The following is a 25,889-nucleotide window of genomic DNA, read 5'->3' on the forward strand; positions in this document are numbered from 1 at the left end:
TCAAGCAGAAATCGATGTTTTACAAACTCTTGGACGTTTGCTGTTCAAATCGAGCAATTCCGTTGCTCGATTGATTAAATAAAGCACGTTATTAACTCATTAGCGTTGGGAATAAACCTTTAATACCGGCAGCTATCACTTCAATACCAATTGAAAGCATTAGCAGCCCCATTAAACGCGTGATGACGTTAATGCCTGTTGTACCCAGCAACTTAAAAATAATCGGTGCCATTCTGAACAAACCAAAACTCATTAAACCAAAAATAATCACCGTAATGGACATACCTATCATGTCCACCAATGAGTTATTAGTAGAAGAAAATACAATAACTGAACTAATGGCGCCAGGACCAGCCATTAATGGCAATGCCAGTGGTACCACAGCAACCGACTCCATGCCTGATGCTTCACGGTCTTCTTCTTGGTTACGTTTCACTTGGCTCAATTTACCCTGCAGCATAGACATCGCGATGATCGCAATCAAACTGCCACCGGCAATTCTAAAGGCTGATAAAGAGATACTGAACATATTTAAAATATGCTCTCCAATAAAAATCGTGGTTAACAAAATAATCACCACGGCAAAGTTTGCCACTTTACCTGTATGGTTACGTTCTACCTCAGTTTGGTGACTGGTTAAGGTCACAAACACAGGCAATAAGCCCACAGGGTTGATAATTGCTATCAATCCTAAGAAAAACTTAACGTAAAGCATTAAATCCACGAGCTTACCCTCTATATCAATGGTTTTGTGGTCAAAAAAATAATCGCGCAACTCTACTGCTTTTTATGCATTTTACAAATGTATTTTCTTACAAATATGAGCTAGTTAATAATAAACCTAATCTGACCTTAATTTACTTTTACGACAATAGCTTTTCGGAGCCAATTAACAAAATTCAATGTCTACAAACACCACTTACGACATAAATGAAATTTAATGACATAATCGAGTAAAAAAGCGCTATAAAAATTCATCATCAAGCTTTGTACTGTTACAATAAACCTCATTATTGAATGTTAGTTACTTAATCGGCGTTATTAACGACAGTAAGTAGATTGAAATCACTATGGGTAAACACTATGAGTAAACGTACTAGGATCTGTCATAAAAATGGTCATCGAAAAATGACGGGTTCACGCAGAAGATTAACTTACCTTGTATGTATTACTAAAACGGCTCAAAAGTGCCCATCTACAGAACTCAATATAGTCGATAAAACAAGCCTCGAAACTATCTAGCTGAAAAATTACCCATTTCAGAGTAATTAATTTTTCAGCCCATAAAAAAAGAGATGCTAAATAGCATCTCTTTTTTGTTCGCCTAACCGTAAAACTATTTGTTTTCAGTCCAGCGATCCATCCAACCTAGTACGTTTTTGTACCACTGCTGTAGGTTATCTTGATTTAAGATCCAATGGTTCTCATCAGGGAACATTAATAGCTCTGATGGGATGTTATTGCGCTGCATGTATGTAAATGCCGCTAGTCCTTGCCCATAAGGCACGCGGTAGTCTTTCTCACCGTGGATCACTAACATTGGTGTGTTCCAGTTTTCAACATAGTTTACTGGATTGAACTTCTCATATAGTTCTTTATTTTCAGTGTATGTACCACCAAATTCATACTCAGGAAACCAAAGCTCTTCTGTTACGTGGTACATGCTACGCATATCAAATAAACCAGCGTGGTTTACAAGACACTTAAAGCCATCGCTCCAGTTACCTTGGATCCAGTTCATCATGTAGCCGCCATATGAGCCACCTAATGCACAGGCATTATCGGTATCTAGCCATTTTTGTTGCTGACCAACCGCTGCTAGGCCTTTTTGCAAGTCTTCAAGCGGTTTACCACCCCAATCTTGGGTGATTGAATCAGTAAAGGCTTGTCCATAACCGGTTGAGCCATGGAAGTCGACCATAACCACACCATAACCTGCGCCAGCCCAAAGTTGTGCATTCCAGCGACCACTGAATGAGTTACCAAATGAACCTTGCGGGCCACCGTGAACTAAGTATGCGATTGGGTATTTCTTACCGGCTTCATAATTAGCAGGTTTAATCCAGTAACCGTGTACTGTCTCGTTATTCCAACCTTTGAAGTTAAATTGCTGGAACTCACCAAATTGAATTTCAGCTAATTTGTCTTCATTAACATTGGTTAAACGGGTGAGGTTTTCACCTTCAAGGCTAATTTTATATAAGTCGCCGGGCTCAACTAATGATTTGTTGCTGAAAATAAGCCCTGACTCTGTCACTGCGACAAGGTTGTTACTGCCATCATTGTATATCGGACGGACATCACCAAACTGAGTGTTAACTTCAAAGATGGTCACTTGACCTACATCTTGCGCCGTGACATAAAGCGTGCGGCCATCATCACTGAAGGTCAGTGAGCTTGGGCTGCGATCCCATAACGGTGCCACTTCTTTTTCTGCGCCAGTAACTGTGTCACGCAACATAATGCGGTAACGGTCAGCTTCAAATCCAGGCTTACTCATCGCAAGATAAGCCAGTTGACGACCATCTTTAGAATAAGTCGGTTGTGCATCCCATGCTTTATTATCTGGCGTTAGGTTTTCAGCCGTGCCACCAGCAACAGACACTTTCCATAGATCATAGTTGGTCGTCCATGCTTGATCTTTGCTTGGGGCTTTGGCGCTATAAACAATGTGTTTACCATCTGCGGTAAAGGTCACCTCTTCCATGCCTGAAAAAGGCTTTGGCGGGGTTTCAGTATCTAAACCTTGGGTAACATCAACAACATCTGTTACTGGCTTGCCATTTAGCTGACCGACAAACAAATGGTTACGGGCGTGATCTTCCCATGTATCCCAATGGCGAACCATGAGTTGTTTGTATTCACGACCCGTGGTCTTTTTGTTTTCTTCAGCCTCAATACGATCAACCGTACAAGCTAAGTCTTTACAGTCAGGAAATACGCGCATGTTCATGACAACTTGTTTGCCGTCATTTGATAACTTATAGCCATTGATATCCAATGGTAAGTCAGTCACTTGCATCGCTTCGCCACCTGTTAAGGCTAAGTTAAATAACTGACTAGAACCGTTACGCGCTGCTAAGAAATAAATTGATTTACCATCAACACTAAAAGTTACGTCATGTTCAGTGCCTTTATGTGAGGTAATTTGAACTGGCTTAGCATTTTTATCACTCAGATCCAGTAAGTATAAATCAGAGCTGCTGTCGCCCTGCTCGTCAATTAACTTAACGGCATACACTAACTTGCTGCCATCATTTGATACAGCGGCAGAATGAAGCTTATTCAACTTTACAAGTTGTTGAACATTAAAGGGGGTTTTAGCAGGCTCTGCTGCTTGTACTGACAAGGCAAAGCCTGCAGTTGCAATAGCGAGTAAAATTGACGATTTTTTCATTTGATGAAGTTCTCTTTTTAATTTTTGTTGTGTTACCAATGTCTGTGTTATTTTTTAGTGCTACATCACAGCAAAATGATTAATCGATGAAATGCTGTTATCAAACAGTTTACAGACTGAAAGTACACTGTTTCAAAAATACCAATAATAAGTACTGATAGCACACTACCCAAACAAAAACGCTCAGGCAATAGGATTTTGACACAATCCAAACCTGAGCGAGATTATTTGCGCTATTTGACGAAATTAACCACAAAAACCATAACGTGAAATTAAAATTAACGCTTATTTGTTTTTGGCATTAGCAATATTAACTTTCCAAATTGCCGGACCTGTTTCATGGGCATTAACGCCTTGAGTATCCACAGCCACGGTAACCGGCATATCTTGAACATCAAATTCATAGATAGCTTCCATACCTAAGTCTTCAAAAGCCACCACACGAGATTTCTTAATCGCTTTAGATACTAAGTAAGCAGCGCCGCCGACAGCCATTAAATAAACGGCTTTGTGTTTTTTGATTGATTCAACGGTTTGTGGCCCACGTTCAGACTTACCAATCATGCCCATTAAGCCCGTTTTATCTAACATAAGATCAGTGAACTTATCCATACGGGTTGCGGTTGTTGGGCCTGCAGGGCCCACAACTTCATCGCCTACTGGATCTACAGGCCCTACGTAGTAAATAAATTTACCAGTAAAGTCGACGCCATCAGGTAAACCTTCACCTGATTCAATCAAGGTTTGAATGCGCTTATGAGCCGCATCACGACCTGTTAGCATTTTACCGTTAAGTAATAAGGTATCGCCGCTTTTCCAGGTTTCGATTTCAGCTTGAGTAACTGTGTCTAAATTAACACGATGAGTATTCTCACCTGCTTCACGGGTAATTTCAGGCCAATCAGCTAATGATGGCGGCACTAAATCAGCAGGGCCAGTGCCATCTAAATGGAAATGCACGTGACGTGTTGCTGCGCAGTTAGGGATCATTACCACAGGTTTTGACGCTGCGTGAGTCGGCACTGATTTAATTTTAATATCAAGTACCGTGGTCAAGCCGCCTAAGCCTTGCGCGCCAATACCCGTATTGTTGGCACGTTCAAAGATATCTAAACGAAGCTTCTCTTCAGTGGTTTCAGCGCCGCGCTCCATTAGCTCATGGATATCAACCGGGTCCATTAACGACTCTTTTGCAAGTACCGCGGCTTTTTCAGCTGTGCCACCAATACCTATGCCTAACATACCTGGCGGACACCAACCTGCGCCCATAGTCGGTAAGGTTTTTTCAACCCACGCAGCAATATCATCTGACGGGTTTAACATCACCATTTTTGATTTGTTTTCTGATCCGCCGCCTTTTGCTGCGATCATGACTTCAATATGATTACCTGGCACCATATCAATATGAACTACAGATGGCGTGTTATCGCGAGTGTTTTTGCGGGAACCTGCAGGATCGGCAACGATTGATGCACGTAAAGGGTTATCGGGATTCAGGTAAGCTTGGCGTACACCTTCATCTACCATTTCCTGAACCGTCATATCGGTTTTGTCCCACTGCACTGCCATACCAATTTTGACAAAACTGGTCACAATACCTGTGTCTTGGCATAAAGGACGTTTACCTTCTGCTGACATACGTGAGTTAATCAAAATCTGTGCGATGGCATCTTTTGCAGCCTCGCTTTCTTCACGATCGTAGGCCTTAGCCATTGCATCAACGAAATCTTTAGGATGGTAATACGAAATATACTGCAGAGAATCAGCAATGCTTTCAATAAAGTCAGCTTGCTTGATCACGACATTAGCAGATGAGTTTGTAGACATATAGGGGCGCTCCAGCAGCCATTGCGGCATAACTTGTTTTATTTTTATATGAATGCAATTTTAAAATTGCCTTCAATTAGCTATTAATCCTTTCAGGGACAATATGATACTCTTTCCAACGTTTTTGGGCTACATCACATTTTAAATAGGTTACAACATGCATTCTCGGGGCAAGCAATCGCTGGCAATTCAGCAACTGGATTGGAATATTAGTACGCACACCTTGTTTGAACATTTCTGCCACAAGCCTTGGGCTATGCTGTTAGATTCGGCCAACGCAGCCCATACTGATGCTAAATATGACATTATTGCTATTAGTCCAATTGCTTGTTTAACATATCAAAATAACCTCAGTAAACTCACTATTGTCGATGAAGCGTTAAGCCCGTTACTAGCGAGCTTTGATAGTCAGCAAGCTGTTTTTGATAATCTAGCTCAGCTGCAGCAAACACTTTACCCGACAAAACAGCCATGCAAGTTCCCTTTTAGCGGCGGCGCATTAGGTAGCTTTAGTTATGACTTGGGTAGAGTGATAGAAAAACTGCCAGACAGCGCTATGCAAGATATTCACTTGCCTGAAATGAGCGTGGGTTTTTATGACTTTTGCTTAATCTATTGCTATCAACAGCAATGCTGGTTTGGTTTACATTATCAAGGCCAAATTGCCCTTGATACTGCATTGAATAAAATTGAGGTCGCAACTAAAAAAATAACCAAAAACAAATCCACGCAGCCAAAATTCAAACTAACCTCCCCTTGGGAGGATCAAACTACAAGCCAGCAATACCAAGAAAAATTTAATAGGGTGCAACAATATTTGCATTCTGGCGATTGCTATCAAATAAATTTAACTCAGCGGTTTTCAGCTAACTATCATGGCAATGAGTGGCAAGCTTATTGCGCGTTATCTGCAGCCAATAAAGCCCCTTTTTCAGCCTTCTTGAGATTGGAAAATCACTGCATAATGTCAATTTCGCCAGAGCGATTTATTCAACTTTCTGGTGATAAGATTTCTACTAAGCCTATTAAGGGCACCTTGCCTCGCTCAGCAGATGCAGAAATTGATAAACAAAAAGCCCAGCAGTTACAGCACTCAGTAAAAGATCGCGCTGAAAACGTGATGATTGTGGATTTGCTGCGTAATGACATCAGTAAAGTCGCCACTGCGGGCACAGTTAATGTGCCCAAGTTATTTGATATTGAGAGCTTCCCTGCGGTGCATCATTTAGTCAGCACCATTGAAGCTACCCTCGCGGCTAATTTGTCTGCCATCGATATTATCAAGGCAGCCTTTCCGGGTGGTTCTATCACTGGCGCGCCCAAAATTAGAGCCATGCAAATTATCGAAGAATTAGAGCCATCAAGACGCAGTATTTATTGCGGCAGTATTGGTTATATCAGTCAAGATGGCACTATGGATACCAGCATTACCATTAGAACCTTGCTGACTGAAGAAGATAAGATTTATTGCTGGGCCGGTGGCGGTGTAGTGGCAGATTCTAATGCCGATGCTGAGTATCAAGAATGCTTTGATAAGGTCAGTAAGATTCTGCCTATATTAGAAAAGCTCTAAAACAAGCATATTAATTCAACCATAGTAATAGCTCTGTTAAGGGTTAAGCTGAAGCTTACGAAAGTTAACTCAGCTAAAACTTAACTAAGCTAAGGGTTGAGTTAAATCTCACAATCATCACACTGCCGCTTTACTTAACCTTTAACTTAGTAGTAAAAAGGTATTCAACTGTATAACTGCTGGCGATATTGCTTAGCCACCTGTTGCCAGCTAAAGCGTTCTTGACTGGCAGCAATCTCCATTTGACGATATTGCTCAGGTTGCTCATTACTCAAGCTTAAGGCGTTAATTAACACCTGAATAAATTGTTCCGCTTGATGAGCTAAATTATGACCTTCAAATAACCAACCGGTTTGCTGATCTTTAATGGTATCGCGTAAACCACCTACCCCATGGGCAATACACACCTGACCTTGCTTCATGGCTAATAATTGGCTGATACCACAAGGCTCAAAGCTACTTGGCATGACAAACAAATCACCTAACTGATAAAGTTCATCGGATAATTGCTGATCATAGCCATTAATAAACACAAAGTTACTGTGCCTTGATGCGACCTGTTGAAACTCTTTGGCTATGACATGATCGCCACTCCCCAGTAGCATAAACACCCCTTGGGGTTTTAATCGTTTTAACTCAATCAGCATAGCGTCTAATAGGCTTTGGCCAGTACTGTTTGCCTCAACGGGATAGGGTTGACGTAACAGCAACACCTTTTGATCTGTTAACCGCCCTACTGATGTCATTAAGAAATCAATCGAGCTCGCTTGGTTGATTTGTTGCATTTGCCATTGTTGTAAACGCGCTAAAGTTATTTGATCGACACTGCGAGCAGAGTCTGTTTTACCTAACCATTTAATGACTGCATCTTGTGATTTCACTAATAGCTGATTAATCGATTTGTTAGCGGTTTTCTTATCAGGTTTTGCAGTGGTCAATTCACTTTCAGCACTATTAACACCACTATCATTAACACCACTGTCATCATTCTCATAAACGCAGCCATTGAGTATTCCTACAATGTCACCACGATTATGTTTATCTAACATGGACGCTTCTAAGCCTTCACCACCAAAAAAACCATTTTGATGATCGGATGCCATTAACACCTCATGAGCATAGGTCGGCGATACTAAATGCACCTTGTCACTGAGCTCAATACCCATTTTCATTGGGTTTACACAGTTAGGATATCGTGGATCGCTTAAATGAGCTTTTTGCTCATCTGTTAAAAGGTGCGTTAGCTCAGGAAACCATGCAGCAAATGATGAGACATCATCACGTATTGGTCTTATGCCCTGCAGGGCTAAATTATGAATTGAGAATACACATTGGCATTGCTTTAACATGGCATATTGTGGGTCAAATGCCCGTAACATCACCAGCATTCCGGCGTGCCAGTCATGCATATGCATCACATCAACTTCGGGGATTAAACCATCAATATAAGCTTGGGCTACCGCTAAATTAAATAAGGCAAACTTAGTGGCGTCATCAGCAAAGGGCCTATCATTACTGCCTGCACAATAAACTTGATTACCCTCGCTATTAAATAAATGATGCTCAAATAAGTATACTTGGCTGTTAAGGTTTGTATTGCCGTCAACACTGGTTCTGGGTCTTGGCATCAGCGCCACGCTGACGATTTCAATATTAGCACCAAATTTTACCGCTACAGTGCCGATGTTATTAGCATTATAAGTTTGTGCAATATAGCCATAATTAGGCATAGCCACATCCACAATAATATCTTCGCTTGCTAATGCTGGAGGCAAGTCGCGAATAACATCAGCCATACCACCGACTTTCGCGCCAGATATCGCGTCGTTCTCAGCTGCGATCATTAATACTTTTTTCACTAGTGAATACCTTTTAAATGCTATTAGGTTTTTTATTCGGTGTTACATGATGTAAAATGCTGAGCCGCCAAGTTTAACCAAAGGGTAAACCTGCAGCTCAACTAAATTGAAAAGCCGACTAAATTGAAAAGCCGACTAAATTGAATAAGTCGACTAAATCAATTACTCGTATCCCACTGCTAAACCGAGCATTTTTCTTGTCACCAAGGTCACACCCTTTTCTGAGACTCTAAAGCCACGGGCGATATCTTGAGCGCGATTAAAGCCAATTTCCATACCTTCAGGAATGATACAACCGCGATCAATAATGGCATTTTGAATGCGGCAATTTTTAAGTACTACCACATCAGGTAACAACACCGAGTCTTTGACAAAGGAGTATGAACACACCCGCACTTCATCAAACAGCACACTACGCTTGACCTTAGCACCTGAAATAATACAACCACCAGAAACGATTGAATCTACCGCCATACCACGGCGATCATCATCATCGAAAACAAATTTAGCGGGTGGAAGTTGCTCCTGATAAGTCCAAATTGGCCACTTAGCATCATATAAATTCAGTGCTGGTGTGGGTGACAGTAACTCCATATTGGCTTGAAAAAATGAATCCAAGGTGCCCACATCACGCCAGTATGCTGGCTCATCAGGTACAGCACTGGTGAACGGAAAAGCAAATATATTGGCGTGCTCGATAATAGACGGAATAATATCTTTACCAAAATCTCGGTCTGAGTTTTCGTTATTGGCATCTTTCTTTAACTGATCGAATAAAAACTTAGTGTTAAACACATAGTTGCCCATCGATGCTAAACAAAACTCTTCATTACCTGGGATAGATTTAGGCACGGCAGGTTTTTCTTCAAAGCCGACCACTCGCATATCTTCATCCACTTCCATTACCCCAAACGCATTAGCCGCTTCAGGAATGGGCGTTTCTAAACAGCACACTGTCATATCCGCGCCAGATTCCGCATGAGCGGCCAGTAAACCGGCATAATCCATGCGATAAACGTGGTCCCCAGATAACACCATCACGTATTTAGGTAACTCATGACGAATAATATCGATATTTTGAAATACCGCATCAGCAGTGCCTTCATACCAGTTGCCTGAGGTTTGCTGTGATGCTGGCAAGATTTCCACTGACTCGCCCAGCTCTTTCTTAAAGTGGCCCCAACCACGGCTAACATGGCGAATTAACGAGTGAGATTTGTATTGGGTGACTACCCCAACACGGCGGATCCCTGAGTTAATGCAGTTTGATAATGGAAAATCGATAATGCGGAACTTACCTCCGAAATATAACGCCGGTTTAGCACGCCAATCGGTTAACTCATGTAAGCGAGAGCCTCGACCACCAGCTAGAATTAATGCATAGGTATCACGGGTAAGATTACTAATATAACGAGCATTTGACATATATTAAGACTCCTAACTTTAAACTCAGCAACTTGCTGAAAATATAATGGCGTGATTATTTGGCAAACCAAATGTCGTCACGATACGCACTAATAGTGTTGTCACTAGAAAAACGTCCGCTGGATGCAGTATTTCTAATACTCATTTGAGTCCAGTGTTCTTGATTGGCATAGGCAGCAGCGACGTTTTCTTGTGCTACGCGATATGCATCAAAATCGGCGGCGATCATCCATTGATCATATGGGTCTTCAATGGCAGCAATAATGCTGTCAAAAATACCCGGTTCCACTAAATTGAAATGGCCACTTTTAAGCATCTCTAACACATGTTTGAGTGCGGGTGACTGTTGAATATATTGATGGGGGTTGTAGTGAGATTTAAGCTGACTAACCTCGTCAGCATTAAGACCAAATAAGAAGAAGTTGTCATCACCCACTTCTTCAAGCATTTCAACGTTTGCACCATCGAGGGTGCCTATGGTGAGAGCGCCATTCATCATAAATTTCATATTGCCGGTGCCCGATGCTTCTTTACCAGCAGTGGAGATTTGCTCAGATAAATCTGTGGCCGGGCAAATTTTTTCCATGGCGCTGACGTTATAGTTTGGCAAAAAAGCAAAACGTAAATATGGCGTTACCACAGGATCTGAGTTCACCATATGGGCCACATTATTGGCGAGTTTGATGATTTGCTTGGCCATGGCATAACCAGGCGCCGCTTTGCCGCCAATCAGCACACAACGGGGCTGCATCCCTTGGGTATCACCCGCCACAATGCGTTGATATAAATGAATAACATGCAATATATTCAGTAACTGGCGTTTGTATTCATGAATGCGCTTAACCTGTACGTCAAACATCATCTTAGGGTCAAACTCAACCTCACACTCAGCTGCCACTAATTTGGCTAAATCTACCTTGTTATCAAATTTGACGGTCTGCCACTGCTTCAAAAAGGCTTGGTCATCGGTAAAGGCATTAAGGGCTGTTAGCTGGGTTAAATCGGTCACCCAACTATCACCTAAACGGCGAGTAATTAGCTGTGCCAAGCGCGGATTACAATGGGCCAGCCAGCGCCTTGGCGTCACACCGTTGGTTTTATTATTGAATTTGTGTGGCCATAGCTGATAAAAATCATTAAACAAACCAGACTTTAATAATTGGGTATGCAGACCTGCGACGCCATTAACCGAAAAGCTAGCCACAATTGCAAGGTATGCCATTCTCACATGGGGTTCGTGGCCTTCTTCGATAATCGACATCGCCGCTAATTTGTCATTATCACCTGGCCAATGGTGAGCAACGGCTTCGAGGTAACGGGCATTAATTTCATAAATAATGTCCAAAATGCGTGGCAACATGTGCTTTAGCATGCGCACAGGCCAGCGCTCTAGCGCTTCTGGTAGCAAGGTGTGATTAGTGTATGCCACGCTGCTTGAGGTAATATCCCATGCTTGATCCCAATCCAAGCCATAGGTATCCATGAGCAAACGCATTAATTCAGGTACTGAAATACTGGGGTGAGTATCATTAAGTTGCATGGCATTAAGCTCACTAAAGCGACTAAAATCGCTGCCATGAACCGCCACATAGCGCAGTAAAATGTCCTGTAAACTGGCCGAAGATAAAAAATACTGCTGCCTTAAACGCAGCTCTTTACCATTTTCACTGGCGTCATTGGGGTACAGCACCATGGTAATTTGCTCGGCCATATTTTTACGGGCCACGGCCTCGGTATAATCACCATCATTAAATTCTGCTAAATCAAAATCATCAGTGGCTTCAGCTTTCCACAGCCTTAACGTATTAATCCGACCGTTTTTATAGCCGGGTACTGGCATATCGTGTGGCACTGCGTTGACATCTTGAGTATCAATCCACACATAATGACGATGACCTTGTAGATCGACATAGGATTCAGTATGGCCAAAAAATGGCACACTAATGGTGTGATTGGCTAATCTCACTTCCCATGGATTGCCTTCTCTTAACCAGCGATCCGGTTGCTCTATTTGATATCCATCAACCACTTTTTGCTTAAACATGCCGTATTCATAGCGAATACCATAACCAACAACCGCAAGGTCTAAACTGGCGCAACTATCTAAAAAGCACGCGGCTAAGCGGCCTAAACCGCCGTTGCCTAACCCAGCATCAAGCTCGGCTTCTTGTAAGGTTTCTAAATCTACTGCGTAGCTATTTAGCGCCTCACGAGTCTCTGTTGTTAAATCTAAACTGAGTAAAGCATTACCCAAGGTACGGCCCATCAAAAACTCCAGCGATAAATAAGCCACTTGTTTTTGCTGATATTGGTTGTCTTTTAAGCGTGTTTCTCGCCATTGTTGCAGTAAATTTGCTTTAACCGCTGACGCTAACGCGCCATACATATCATTGGTGGCATTTTCATCACGGCTTAACACCCCTTGAAGTTGTCGCTTAAAGGTGGCATCTAAACTGTCACAAGGATCGCAATCTAGATGGTCATTACTTATTGGCTCATTTTTGAGTGTCGATTTAGCCGCTTTTGTGGCCGTTTTTTTCTCGCGGGTTTTCCTTTTAGTGACTGTCATCGATTAATTCCTTATCTTGAACTAGTTGAAAATTGGCATGAAATAACATCAGGCTTCGACTTTGAAGTACTGCCTTACTTTCTTTAATCAATTCACTTTGCGCTAAATTGTCGTTATTAAGGTTTTGGGTTGACAGCAAGCATTGCCAAGGGCCGTAACAATTTAAACTCGGTAAGGTAAATGATTGATTTTCAACATCAGCATTGAGTACCAGTAATAGTGCGTGGGGTTGTTGCGCCAATTCACCGGAAGTTATCACCACCGCCAAACTGCGACAGCTTTGTTCACTCCATTGGCGTTTGGACATAGGTTCGCCATCACGCCCATACCAAACAAAGCCACTATCACGTTTATTATCAGGTACATGAATAAAGTCTTTATGACATAAAATCGGGAAGCGCTGACGTAAGTTAATTAATTGCGAGGTAAATTCAACTAATGACCAATCAATAGTTTGCCAGTCTATCCAGCTAATCTTATTGTCTTGACAATAAGCATTGTTATTGCCTTGCTGACTGTGACCCATCTCGTCACCACACAAGATCATGGGTACCCCTTGAGACAGCAATAGCGTGGCAAGAAAGTTTCGTTGCTGACGTTGACGAGTTTGGTTAATCACAACTTTGCTGGTTTCGCCTTCTTCGCCGTAATTGGCACTAAGGTTTTCATGATGGCCGTCACGGTTTCCTTCACCATTGGCCAAGTTATGCCGTTGGTTAAAACTGACTAAGTCTTTTAAGGTGTAACCATCATGACTGGTAATGAAATTGATACTCGCCGACGGACTGCGACCATGGTGTTCAAAAAAATCATCTGAACCATGAAAGCGTCTGGCAAATTCAGGGAGCATGCCATGATCGCCGCGCCAAAAACGGCGCATAGTATCTCGGTAGCGATCGTTCCATTCACTAAAGGCAATAGGATAATTACCCAGCTGATAACCCCCAGGGCCAATATCCCAAGGCTCTGCAATCAGTTTCACCTGACACAGCACGGGATCTTGCGCTAAGGCATCAAAAAAACCGCATCCTGGATCAAAACCATAGGTTTCACGGCCTAAGCAACTGGCTAAATCAAATCTAAAACCATCGACTCCCATGACTTCAACCCAATATCGCAATGAGTCCATAATCAATTGCAACACTTGCGGATGGTTGGAATTAAAGGTGTTACCACAACCGGTATCATTGATATACAAACGCTGTTCGTTAGACACCAATCGATAATAGTTGGCGTTGTCGATGCCGCGAAAGCTTAAGGTGGGCCCCAAACGACTGCCTTCTGCGGTATGGTTATAAACCACATCTAAGATCACTTCGATACCCGCATCGTGCAGGCTATCAACCATGTCACGAAACTCAGTAATACTCTCGCCACTCATATAAGCTGCGTTGGGTGCAAAAAATCCAATGCTGTTGTAGCCCCAGTAATTACTGAGGTTCTTTTCGATTAAAAATGGCTCATTGAAAAAGCTTTGCACTGGCAGTAGTTCAACACAGTTAACCCCTAACTGGGTTAAATATTGGATACTGCTGGGGGCTGCAAGGCCAGCATAAGTGCCTTTAATATCATCATTTACTTCAGGATTTAACACACTAAAACCTTTCACATGGGTTTCATAAATGATGGTTTGCTCTAAAGGAATATTAAGCCTTTTAACCGGTCTGTTTCTTAGTGCTCTGTCATCTACTACACAGCATTTGGGCATGTATTTGGCGTTATCTTTGCTGCAAAAAGATAAATCAGAATCAGGGCTATCAATTTGATAGCCATAAGTTGCATCGTTAGCTTCAAGTTCACCAAACAGCTGCTTGGCGTAAGGGTCTAGCAATAGTTTATGATGATTAAAGCGGTGCCCAAGTAAGGGTTGATAGGGTCCATAAACCCGATAACCATATAAGGTACCCGCTTTCGCTTGTGGCAAGTAACCATGCCAAATTTGTCTGGTTTTTTGGGTTAACGGAAATTGTTGTTCGTTAAGCCCAAACTCGTCAAAAAGACATAGCACCACTTGGGTGGCGTTAGCTGAAAATAGCGCAAAGTTCACGCCATTATCATCAACGCTGGCGCCCAAGGGGTAAGGCTTTCCTGTAAGCAAAGGGTTAACCGATTCCATAGTTAATCCTCTTCAGATTCTAAACTGGTGTGGGCGGCCTTAACACTGAGCACAATCGTCGCCAATGGCGGTACAGTCACCAGACCACTACGTGCCATCCCTTGCCAGTCAACATCGGTATTAATAATGGTGTCTTTGCTTACCGCGCTACCGCCATAACACGGGCTATCACTGTTAAGCACTTCGATATAATCATTTTCAGAAGGTAAACCGACTCTAAAGTCGTAATGCACTTGCGGGGTCATATTGACCACAAATATTAAATGCTGCCCACTGTCTTTGGCATAGCGAATAAAACTAAAGATACTGGCATCACCATTATCACAATCCAGCCATTGAAAACCTGATGGCTGATGGTCCAGTTCATATAAGGCTGGGCTTTCACTGTATAAGCTATTGAGATCTCTAACCCAATCTTGCATGCCTTGGTGCGGCGCGTATTGCAGTAAATGCCAATCTAGGCTTTGGTTATGATTCCACTCATCACGTTGGGCAAACTCTGTGCCCATAAACAGCAGTTTTTTACCTGGATGGCCCCACATAAAGCCTAAAAAGCTTCTTAAGGTGGCAAACTTTTGCCAATCATCACCGGGAATTTTATGCAGTAAGGAGCCTTTACCGTGCACCACTTCATCGTGACTTAAGGACAAAATAAATTGCTCGGTATAGGCATACACTAAGCTAAAGGTCATTTCATGGTGGTGATGTTTACGGTAAATGGGATCGCGACTAAGGTAACTCAAGCAGTCATTCATCCAGCCCATATTCCACTTAAAGCCAAAGCCTAAGCCACCATTTTCAGTGGTGTCTGTCACTCCGCCCCAAGCGGTTGATTCTTCTGCCACCATAGTGACACCTGGGTAGGCGGCATAGATGCGCTCATTGAGTAGTTTCAAAAACTCAATGGCTTGAATGTTTTCGCGTCCGCCATACTCATTAGGCAGCCATTGACCAGATTCTCGGCTGTAATCGAGATATAGCATGGAAGACACGGCATCTAGCCTTAGCCCATCGAAGTGAAACTCTTCAAGCCAATAACAGGCATTACTGAGTAAAAAGCTTTGTACTTCGCCGCGGCCGTAATTAAATATTAAAGTGTCCCAGTCAGGATGCTCCCCTTGACGTGGATCTTGATGTTCATACAAACAACTGCCGTCAAACTTAGCCAGTCCATGAGGGTCTTTAGGGAAATGAGCCGGCACCCAATCTAATAAAACTCCAATATCATGTTGATGACATTCATCTATAAAGGCTTTTAAGCCAACGGGATCACCAAAGCGGTAAGTTGCTGCATATAAACCAACAGGTTGATAACCCCAAGAGCCATCAAATGGGTATTCACTGATTGGCATCAGTTGCAGGTGGGTAAAGCCCATTTCTTTAAGATATGGAATCAATTCATCAGCTAAGTCTTGATAACTGAGGTAACTATCGCCCCACTCACCTTTACGCTTCCATGAAGCGAGATGAACTTCATAAACAGACATAGGCAATTGATGTAGTTGCTGTTTTGCGCGCTGCTTAAGCCATTTTTTGTCTTGCCATTTATAATCAGTTTTGTGTGGAACAACCGATGAATTACCCGGCGCTGCTTGCATTTGAATCGCATAAGGGTCGGCTTTTTCAGTTAAAGCGCCATCTTGTGTAGTGACACTAAATTTATAAAATTGGCCTGCATCAGCATTGGGAATAAATATTTCCCAAATGCCATTACTAGGATGAAAGCGCATGATATGGGCTCTGCCATCCCAATGATTAAAATCACCTACTACGGCAACTTTTTGAGCATTCGGCGCCCAGACACAAAAATGAACACCTTCTACACCTGCGATAGTCTTCCAGTTCGCACCTAGAAATTGGTAGCTTTTTTGCTGCTTTCCTTCAGCAAATAAGTAGATGTCATCATCATCCAGCAAGCTGCCAAACTGGTAGGGATCGATTATGGTTTCAATACTCATTGGATAAGTCACTTTTAAGCTATATAAAAATGGCTTAACCCGTCGTCCCATAGTGCCAGCAAATAAACCCTGCTCATCAACTTGGGTTAATGAAGCGACTTTTTTACCATCTTTTAGACTGATCACTTCAACTTCTATTGCACCTTTGACGAAGCATCTAACGATCAAAGATTTGCCATTGTCGGCTTTATGCATACCCAGTAATGAAAATACATCAGTAAAATTACCACTCAGTAATGCGGTATCGGTTCCATGATTAAAATAAGGGGCATTATTAGTCATTTTGCATTGCTCCATAAATGTTTGAATTAATGATTACGCTGTTCGTTATTCGCATTAGCCGTAAACAGCCCATTCAGGCTTGCCGCTGTCATCTATATATTTGCTACGTCTGGTTTTATTGATGGCATCGAGCCTGTTATTGACTGTTGAATCTGCTGAAATTTGTTCTAAAGTGCGACTTAAGCGTCGACACCAATTGGGGTATTGTTTCCAAGTACCGGGAATGTTTATCGGTTTGACTTCATCGATCAGATCGTCAATTTGAATGCTATATAGGGCTGAATTACCCGATGCCGATAACTGGAGCCAAGCAAGCATTAATTGCTCAAAATCAACTTCACCCATCACAATATTGGCTTTGATAAGATGATGCTGACTAAGTAAATCCAGTAGTTGTTGTTTCTCTATCAGCCTTAGCGATTTCGCCTCATCAAGTTGTTGCTCGTTGTCATACAGATTTAACTGATGCCGTAATTCAATATCTGCCGCAGTCCACCACGCCGTTAATGTCGGCACATCATGGTTTGCTAGCATCATCAAACTGTGAGACTTATAAAAGGCGGGGTTCATAAAGCCGTCATGATGTTTAGCAAAGTAAAATAGTTCGTTTGAAAATATTTTTGCTTTAGCTAGGTTGGCGACAATTTCTGGCGGCACTATGCCAAGGTCTTCGCCAATTAACACACATTGGGCTCGCTGACTTTCTAGGCACAAAATGGCTAATAAAGTATCCAATGGGTAATACACATATGCCCCATTGCCTAAACCTTCCTGCTTAGGCCACCACCATAAGCGTAATAAGCCCATGACATGATCGATTCGTAAACCGCCACAAGACACCATATTCGAGCGGATCAAATCAATGAAATGCTCAAATTTATGCTGGGCTAATTTGATAGGGTCAAATGGCGTTAAACCCCAGTTTTGCCCTTGAGGGGCAAAAGGATCTGGCGGTGCACCAATATTGGCATTGATACAAAAATTATCGATATTTGCACAGACTTCAGCCCCCGTAGGCGAGGCACCGACTGCCATATCACGAATTAGCCCTAAGGACATGCCTGCAGTTTTGGCTTTTGCCTGACACTGAAGTAATTGCTCATAAGCGATAAATTGTAAATAACACAGAAATTCTGCATCTGTAAAACACGAATTTCGCTGTTGCTGGTGGGTGACATATTGGCTTAAACCTTCACCCTGCTGTTGCTTAAAACAGGCAAAGTCTAGATAGCGTTTACTGTGGTTGTTTTTATGCTCTTTAATAAACGCGTTAAACAGCATTTGATAAATAGAAAATTTAGTTTCATGTATCTCGCAGTAATCAAGCAATCTAGACTGAGCTAATTGATATTGTTTATTTCGCCAAAGCTTAGAAGTTATAACCCCTTCAATGGCAGCGTATTCAGCCACTGACTCGATGTGAATGTATAACGGATTAAGTCGACGTCTATCTGATGGGCTATAAGGGCTGGCACTTTCTGGTAAATCCAGAGCGTGTAATGGGTTTAGTAAAATAAAATCTGCGCCTTTGGCAGCAGCTAACTCGATGAGCTTTTGTAAATCATTAAAGTCACCAATCCCCCACTGGCTTTGGCTAGTAAGGCTATAAAGTTGGGTGCTAAGCCCCCATTTGGCTGTTTTACTGTCAGCATGAACATAGGCGCTGCGCGGCGCAATCATTAATTGACCGGTATATGTTTCACTGGAGCTTGCAGATTCAACAGTGGCACTGATACCGTGGTAACCAAGGCCTAGCGGGGCATTAATGTCATCATTTAATTGATACTGATATTTAAGATAACTGATACCATCAATGCCATAATCACCCACAACCCGCATTTGGCCGAGGCTGATTGGAAAATGAAATTTATCACCATGTTCAATTTCAATCTCAACTTTTATGCTGCCAGTAAAATGCTCAGGTAAATGAAACTCAACAATAGGGTCATCCACATAGCTCCATTGAAACCCATGCAGAGGCTGTAACCATGGCGCGGCATCTAATTCAAAAATCCGTTGCTGAATAAATTCATCGCTTAAAGTCGAGCTAACAAAAGAACGATTAGCAGCAATATTATTTAGCGTGTCACTCGTTGATGCACCTTTAGTTGATGCATCATTAACACACATGGATTGTAAAATTCCATTTCTATCTAGAGGCTGGATCTGTACATTGTTGCCAAAGCAATCTATAAACTCAGCGCCTACGCCTTGCAAATACAGTAACTTCCCTAGTCCCATATTTGTCGCCCTCGCGAATGTCTTAACTGATTAATAACCCAGCAGTTACCATGCCAGCACAACATCACAGTTTAACGACAGTTTAATTTCAATCAGGTTACAGAATAAAAAGATTAAATTTCAAGATCTTAAAACCAACTGATTGTAAATTAAATTTACAAACTTGTTTAAAACGAAATTAAAAGCGTAATTAAAAACAATCACTTTGGTGCATTAACGCACAGCAAACGTGCAAAAAAACCAAACCCAATTTTACTGCAGGGCCTAAAAAGTAAATAACAGCCATAAAACTTTCCTTATAAACAGCTTAAAACCGTCAAACTTACGGTTATTGTGCTAATTTAAAGGGAAGACTTGCGCCATTTTATTTTTATAAAACCAATATGATTATCTGGGACGTTTGATGAATACTACGCAGTTCAATATTCACTTTTCATTGCAAACATTAACAAACCATATTGTTTCCCCACCAAAAGAGCTTCGCTCTAGAAAAGCCGCGGTATTAGTGCCCTTACTCGAAGTAGATGGCGAGCTTCAACTGTTGCTAACCAAAAGAGCATTACATTTACGCGCCCACCCAGGTCAATTTAGTTTCCCTGGCGGTAAAGTAGATAAACAAGATAGCAGTATGATTTTTACTGCCCTTAGAGAGGCTGAAGAAGAGATTACCTTATTACCTGAAAATGTTGATGTGATCGGTACATTTCCGCCCCATACAACCTTTACCGGATTTGAAATAACCCCAGTTATCGGCATTGTTAAACAACCTTTTGAGATAGCGCTAGATCCAGGAGAAGTCGCCGAGGCTTTTTGGGTGCCACTTAAACACTTTTTAAACCCTAAAAATCGACACAGTATTCAGTATCAACGTCATGGCAGCTTTTATGATGTCCATTATATGCCCTATCAAGGTAAATTCATTTGGGGAGTAACAGCGGCAATCATTAATTTACTCTGTTGTCATTTAAACAATTCAGCTAACGTTTTTAATGGTTAATAAAAGATACTTAAGTTTAGTTTCACTACAAACGAGATGATACCAACCATTCAAATAAGCTAGCGAATTACAAACCCGCTACCTGTGACATATTCAAGTGTTACAGTTAAAGCAGGCTCTCAGAATAATCGGTTCTCAATCCTTTTGAGCTCGCTATATTGGAACTAGCTATAATTTAAATCGCTATAACAGCGGCTTCTATTAGCATAAGTCTCACTAAAATCCCCAAACTGGAAAACGGCTAAGCGCCAGCCACTGATAGCAGCCTAAGTAAGACTTGTATTAGCCTTGGTCATCTACATATCACCGCTAGTTAAGTTTGGCAGGTTTTAAATACATCACTTTGTCATACGCTTATAACTGAATTTTCAGATAAAAAAGTAATATTGCCGCAATATTTTTAAGCAGATTCTGCTGGGTTTGTTAAAACTTGTGAAAATATCTGCCTGCAAGCGGCTTTTACCCTTGTGAAAAGCCCATTTCAAGGTAATATAAAGCCCCTATTTATATCATTGATTCATTGGAGAACTAAGCAACAATGAGCATTACATCTGTCGCTTCTGTATTTAAAGGTGACTTTGCGATCGGTTCGCAAGTTACGGTACGTGGTTGGGTTCGCTCACGCCGCGATTCTAAAGCTGGTATTTCATTTCTAGCCGTTTATGACGGTTCATGTTTTGATCCTATTCAAGGTGTTGTACCGAATAATTTAGAAAATTATACCAATGAAGTGCTAAAGCTTACTGCTGGTTGCTCTGTGATCATGACTGGTGAAGTTGTTGAATCTCCGGGTAAAGGCCAAGCATTTGAAATGCAAGTAACCAAGGTTGAAGTTGCAGGTTTAGTTGAAGACCCTGATACTTACCCTATGGCTGCTAAGCGTCACTCAATTGAGCATTTACGCGAATTAGCTCATCTTCGCCCACGCACTAACATTATTGGCGCAGTGGCCCGTGTTCGTAACTGTTTATCTCAAGCTATCCATCGCTTTTACAATGAACAAGGTTATATCTGGGTTTCTACACCACTTATCACTGCTTCTGATACTGAAGGCGCGGGTGAAATGTTCCGCGTTTCGACGTTAGATTTAGAAAATCTACCCCGTAACGATCAAGGCACGGTTGATTACAGCGAAGACTTTTTCGGTAAAGAATCATTCTTAACCGTATCAGGTCAGTTAAATGCTGAAACTTACGCTTGTGCATTATCAAAAGTGTATACCTTTGGCCCGACTTTCCGCGCTGAAAACTCAAATACTAGCCGTCATTTAGCTGAATTTTGGATGGTTGAACCTGAAGTGGCTTTTGCTGATTTAGATGATGCGGCCAAACTTGCTGAAGACATGCTGAAATTCTGTTTCAGAGCCGTTCTTGAAGAACGTCGTGATGATTTAGAATTCTTTGCTCAACGAGTAGAGAAAACTGCCATTGAGCGTTTAGAAGCATTCGTGACCAGTGACTTCGCCCAAATCGATTACACTGATGCCATTGAGATTCTTAAAGCTTGTGATAAGAAGTTTGAGTTTGATGTTGAATGGGGTATCGACTTACATTCAGAGCATGAACGCTACCTTGCTGAAGAGCATTTTAAAGCGCCTGTTGTTGTTAAAAACTACCCTAAAGACATCAAAGCATTCTACATGCGTCTTAATGATGACGGTAAAACTGTAGCAGCAATGGACGTATTAGCACCAGGTATTGGTGAAATTATTGGCGGCGCACAACGTGAAGAACGTTTAGACGTTCTTGATGCTCGTCTTGCTGAGATGAACTTAGACCAAGAAGATTACTGGTGGTACCGTGATCTACGTCGTTATGGCACTGTGCCACACGCAGGTTTTGGTTTAGGCTTTGAGCGTCTAGTATCTTATGTTACTGGCGTAAGCAATATCCGAGACGTGATCCCATTCCCACGTTCACCTAAGTCAGCCAACTTCTAAATCTAACTGGCTCACTCAATAAAAACGCGCTTAATTAGCGCGTTTTTTTATGGCTTAAATATGGCAAAATACCTTTGAATTTCATTCAATAAAAAAGGCTCTCAGCAAAGTAATTATCACTTTAAGCCATTACTTAATAGGTTTTTTAAGAACTGATATTTTAATCGTTAACTGTTAATAATGATTTTATCTCGCAATTGTTTTACTTCATCTCTTAAGGCTGCAGCTTGTTCAAATTCAAGGTCTCGCGCATGTTGATGCATCTGCTTTTCAAGTACATCAATCTGCTTGGCTAACTCTGCAACACTTAGCACCTTAGTGTTTTTATCGCCATATTCAGGCGATTTCTCTGCAACTTTACCGAAGGCGGTATATTGATGTTTACTGTTACCACGGTGAGGATCGCCTAAGTCCATCACATCGGTGATTTTCTTAACTACCCCTTTAGGTACTTGGCCTAATTTCAGGTTATGCTCATGTTGTTTGGTGCGGCGACGTTCGGTTTCTTCCATGGCTTTTGCCATAGAGTTGGTAATTTTGTCAGCATATAAGATCACTTTACCGTTAACATTACGTGCAGCGCGGCCAATGGTTTGGATTAAAGAGCGCTCAGAGCGCAAAAAGCCTTCTTTGTCAGCATCAAGAATACACACTAAAGACACCTCAGGCATATCGAGTCCTTCACGAAGTAAGTTAATCCCCACCAATACATCGAAAACGCCAAGCCTTAAGTCACGAATAACTTCGACTCGCTCAACGGTATCGATGTCTGAATGTAAATAGCGTACTTTCACCCCATGTTCATCGAGGTATTCTGTAAGATCTTCTGACATCCGTTTGGTTAAGGTTGTGACTAAAACCCTTTCATTGGCCGCGACACGCTTTGGAATTTCAGATAACAAATCATCTACTTGTATCGCCACAGGGCGCACTTCTAATTCAGGGTCTAATAAACCTGTCGGCCTAACCACCTGCTCTGCAATTTCGCCATCACTTTGTTCAAACTCATAATCACTGGGCGTGGCAGAGACAAAAATGGTTTGAGGCATTAATTGCTCAAACTCTTCAAACTTAAGCGGCCGGTTATCTAACGCTGACGGTAGTCTAAAGCCATATTCAACTAGGGTTGTTTTACGACTTCTATCACCTTTATACATAGCGCCAATTTGTGGCACAGTAACGTGTGATTCATCGATAATCAGCAGGCCATTTGCTGGTAGATAATCTAATAAGGTAGGCGGCCCATCGCCTTCTGTACGACCTGATAGATAGCGTGAATAGTTTTCAATACCAGAGCAATAACCCAGTTCGACCATCATTTCAATATCGTATTGCACCCGTTCGGAGATCCGCTGCGCTTCTATTAGCTTATTGTTATCCAAAAGCTCCTGACGGCGTTCTCTTAACTCTTCCTTAATATGTTCCGTTGCTTCGATAATCGTTTCACGAGGAGTGACATAGTGACTTTTAGGATAGACTGTGGTTCTTGCTAAGCGCTTAGTAACCTGCCCTGTTAATGGATCAAATTCACTGAGCTGCTCAATTTCATCATCAAATAATTCAATTCGTATTGCATCACGCTCTGATTCAGCAGGAAAGACATCAATCACTTCACCGCGAACCCTGAAAGTACCACGCTGTAAATCAATATCATTGCGAGTGTATTGCAATTCACCTAAGCGGGTAATGATGTCTCTTTGTCCCATCAGATCACCCTGACGAAGATGCAATAGCATTTTCATATAAAGTTCGGGGTCACCTAAACCATAAATTGCCGACACTGAGGCTATCAGCACCACGTCTTTGCGTTCTAATAAGGCTTTGGTTGCAGATAGCCGCATTTGTTCAATATGCGCATTGACCGAGGCATCTTTTTCAATAAAGGTATTTGACGCCGGAACATAGGCTTCTGGCTGATAATAATCATAATAAGAAACAAAATACTCTACGGCATTATTAGGAAAAAACTCTTTCATTTCGCCGTATAACTGCGCTGCAAGGGTTTTGTTTGGCGCCATGATAATCGTTGGGCGTCCTAAGGTTTGAATAATATTGGCTACCGTAAAGGTTTTACCAGAGCCCGTAACCCCTAATAAGGTCTGCTTAGCCACGCCTGCATCTAAGCCATCAACTAATTGCTTGATTGCCGTGGGCTGATCACCAGCAGGTGTATAGTCTGATACAAGATTAAAAACCGATTCTGACACTAGGATATATCCTTCTTTGTTGAAGGTGCATTTTATACTGAAGCCATCCATCTTTGCGAATGAGATTTATAGAAAACAACACTTAGCAGTAATTTATTACATTTCAAGCTTAGAAATATGAAATATTGCTACAAACGGAGTTTTAGGCTGCATTAGGTGAACAAAGTGCCTAAATCCCTTCATGAATGCACCATTTAATACACAACATTAACTTAAGCTTGTTTACATTAAGGCTCGCTAAACAACATTCATCAGAATAAAAGCATTGCATTTCTTATCACTCTGAAATTAAACAGAATTTTATTCATGCTGAATATTGGTAGATTTTAAGTCACTACCAATGTTTATAAGGGCTTGAGGGCATATTTCAAGAGTAACACACAGGCTTATCCACAGATTTAGTGGATAAGTCACTCTAACCCAATACTGATGGGCTATTGCAATAGGTGCGGTTTAATAAAATCGTAAAAAAACTATCATGAAATAAAATTACATTTGAAAGTTAGACTTACGAACTAGAAAAAATTTACATAACAATTGCACTGTTTCGATTATTAGGTTTTAGCAAATTAAATAGCATGTGATTAACATCAAGCATTTAGCTTAAAATACCTGCTTGAGTCTATATCCTGACTTACTTTAATTAAGACGTTAGCTCAGTACACTCAAGCTGCATATCACCCATTACTACTAGTATACTTACTCCATTTTTAACTATTCTGCCAAGAGTGAAACAAACTGCTGCGCAACCTTTATTGGTATTCCCTATTCGGTGTTGTTAAGAATGGTGAATAAGCGCTGATACCTGCGTTGTGACATAAGCAAAGCTTCAATCAATTTTAAATCCAATTAATAGCGTTACGAATAGCGCTAGCTGATGGATCAATTTGATGGCAGTTATGACTAGAGATATCAAGCCAGCAAACGCTATAACTCAAGTCGCCCTATAAATGTACAGCGAGCATCTTATATTAGCCGCTTGACCAAGCAGTGGGATACGTCTTTATTTTACTCAGCTTGCTTGAACTTAGCTAATATAGAAGCGTTTAACTGTCCTTTAGTTGCGACAAGTGGTAATGAACATAAAGCTTAAATTGACCAGGCAGGCTTATTTGCAGATTCACTTGAGCACTAAAAAGTAATCTAAAAGTGACATTAAGCGTATTGAACATTTAAATCAGCTTGTTTTAGCGCCGATATGAAAATATAAGCTTTAGAAATACCAAGCATTTATTTCTAAAAGCTGTTTTAATCAAAAAATAAGTTAACTAAAAAACACCCATAACGGCCATTTATAAGCCTCAATGTGTATTAGGTGAGCAGTTAACATCAATTTTTCACTTTTTTTTATATCTCGAGTTGACGGATTGATCAGGGCGTTTTACTATGCGCTCCGTTCTCAGCAATACATTGCTAAAGACGATTCCCCTGTAGTTCAGTTGGTAGAACGGCGGACTGTTAATCCGTATGTCACTGGTTCGAGTCCAGTCCGGGGAGCC

At 41.6% G+C, this 25,889-nt stretch carries 13 protein-coding genes and 1 tRNA gene; 4 read left to right on the top strand and 10 right to left on the bottom strand.

Annotated features, from left to right (window positions below; genetic code table 11):
• Positions 1-91: 91 nt before the first annotated feature.
• From Q4546_RS09945 to Q4546_RS09955, 3 genes are all read right to left on the bottom strand, one after another.
• Positions 92-724 (bottom strand): YchE family NAAT transporter, encoded by a 633-nt coding sequence (locus Q4546_RS09945; RefSeq protein WP_102438165.1) that lies wholly within the window; start codon positions 722-724, stop codon positions 92-94.
• A 612-nt stretch (positions 725-1,336) separates the two neighbouring features.
• Positions 1,337-3,397: a S9 family peptidase gene (locus Q4546_RS09950; protein ID WP_102438144.1), complete on the bottom strand. Its 2,061-nt coding sequence runs from the start codon at positions 3,395-3,397 to the stop codon at positions 1,337-1,339.
• 285 nt (positions 3,398-3,682) lie between these two features.
• Complete coding sequence (locus tag Q4546_RS09955; protein ID WP_102476851.1) at positions 3,683-5,224, bottom strand: fumarate hydratase; 1,542 nt, start codon at positions 5,222-5,224, stop codon at positions 3,683-3,685.
• Between the two features lie 157 nt (positions 5,225-5,381).
• Between Q4546_RS09955 and pabB the strand changes: the two genes are divergently transcribed.
• A complete protein-coding gene (gene pabB, locus Q4546_RS09960) occupies positions 5,382-6,797 on the top strand; it encodes an aminodeoxychorismate synthase component I (protein WP_303446196.1) in 1,416 nt (471 codons plus the stop codon).
• Between the two features lie 164 nt (positions 6,798-6,961).
• On the opposite strand, the gene Q4546_RS09965 is transcribed toward pabB, so the two are convergent.
• The 6 genes from Q4546_RS09965 to malQ form a co-directional block, all read right to left on the bottom strand.
• Entirely contained in the window at positions 6,962-8,656 is a 1,695-nt protein-coding gene (locus tag Q4546_RS09965; RefSeq protein ID WP_303446197.1) for a glycogen synthase, read from the bottom strand.
• A gap of 162 nt (positions 8,657-8,818) precedes the next feature.
• A complete protein-coding gene (glgC, locus tag Q4546_RS09970; RefSeq protein WP_303446198.1) occupies positions 8,819-10,081 on the bottom strand; it encodes a glucose-1-phosphate adenylyltransferase in 1,263 nt (420 codons plus the stop codon).
• 55 nt (positions 10,082-10,136) lie between these two features.
• A complete protein-coding gene (locus Q4546_RS09975; RefSeq protein WP_303446199.1) occupies positions 10,137-12,650 on the bottom strand; it encodes a glycogen/starch/alpha-glucan phosphorylase in 2,514 nt (837 codons plus the stop codon).
• Positions 12,637-14,766, bottom strand: coding sequence for a glycogen debranching protein GlgX (gene glgX / locus Q4546_RS09980; RefSeq protein WP_102438153.1), 2,130 nt, complete (start codon positions 14,764-14,766; stop codon positions 12,637-12,639). Before glgX ends, Q4546_RS09975 begins: the two co-directional genes overlap by 14 nt.
• 2 nt (positions 14,767-14,768) lie before the next feature.
• Positions 14,769-17,006 (bottom strand): 1,4-alpha-glucan branching protein GlgB, encoded by a 2,238-nt coding sequence (gene glgB, locus Q4546_RS09985; RefSeq protein WP_303446200.1) that lies wholly within the window; start codon positions 17,004-17,006, stop codon positions 14,769-14,771.
• A 54-nt stretch (positions 17,007-17,060) separates the two neighbouring features.
• Entirely contained in the window at positions 17,061-19,247 is a 2,187-nt protein-coding gene (gene malQ / locus Q4546_RS09990) for a 4-alpha-glucanotransferase (protein WP_303446201.1), read from the bottom strand.
• Between the two features lie 403 nt (positions 19,248-19,650).
• On the opposite strand from malQ, the gene Q4546_RS09995 reads away from it, so the two are divergent.
• On the top strand, positions 19,651-20,244 hold the full coding sequence (locus Q4546_RS09995) for a CoA pyrophosphatase (protein ID WP_303446202.1): 594 nt from the start codon (positions 19,651-19,653) through the stop codon (positions 20,242-20,244).
• Between the two features lie 538 nt (positions 20,245-20,782).
• Positions 20,783-22,183, top strand: a complete 1,401-nt coding sequence (asnS, locus tag Q4546_RS10000; RefSeq protein WP_102438161.1) for an asparagine--tRNA ligase — start codon at positions 20,783-20,785, stop codon at positions 22,181-22,183.
• 167 nt (positions 22,184-22,350) lie between these two features.
• Here the strand turns inward: asnS and uvrB are convergent, their stop codons facing one another.
• Positions 22,351-24,390, bottom strand: coding sequence for an excinuclease ABC subunit UvrB (gene uvrB / locus Q4546_RS10005; protein ID WP_102438163.1), 2,040 nt, complete (start codon positions 24,388-24,390; stop codon positions 22,351-22,353).
• 1,424 nt (positions 24,391-25,814) lie between these two features.
• On the opposite strand from uvrB, the gene Q4546_RS10010 reads away from it, so the two are divergent.
• Positions 25,815-25,887 (top strand) — tRNA-Asn (locus Q4546_RS10010).
• Positions 25,888-25,889: the final 2 nt, after the last annotated feature.

Source organism: Shewanella sp. 4_MG-2023 (genome assembly GCF_030548015.1).
Classification (GTDB): Bacteria; Pseudomonadota; Gammaproteobacteria; order Enterobacterales; family Shewanellaceae; genus Shewanella.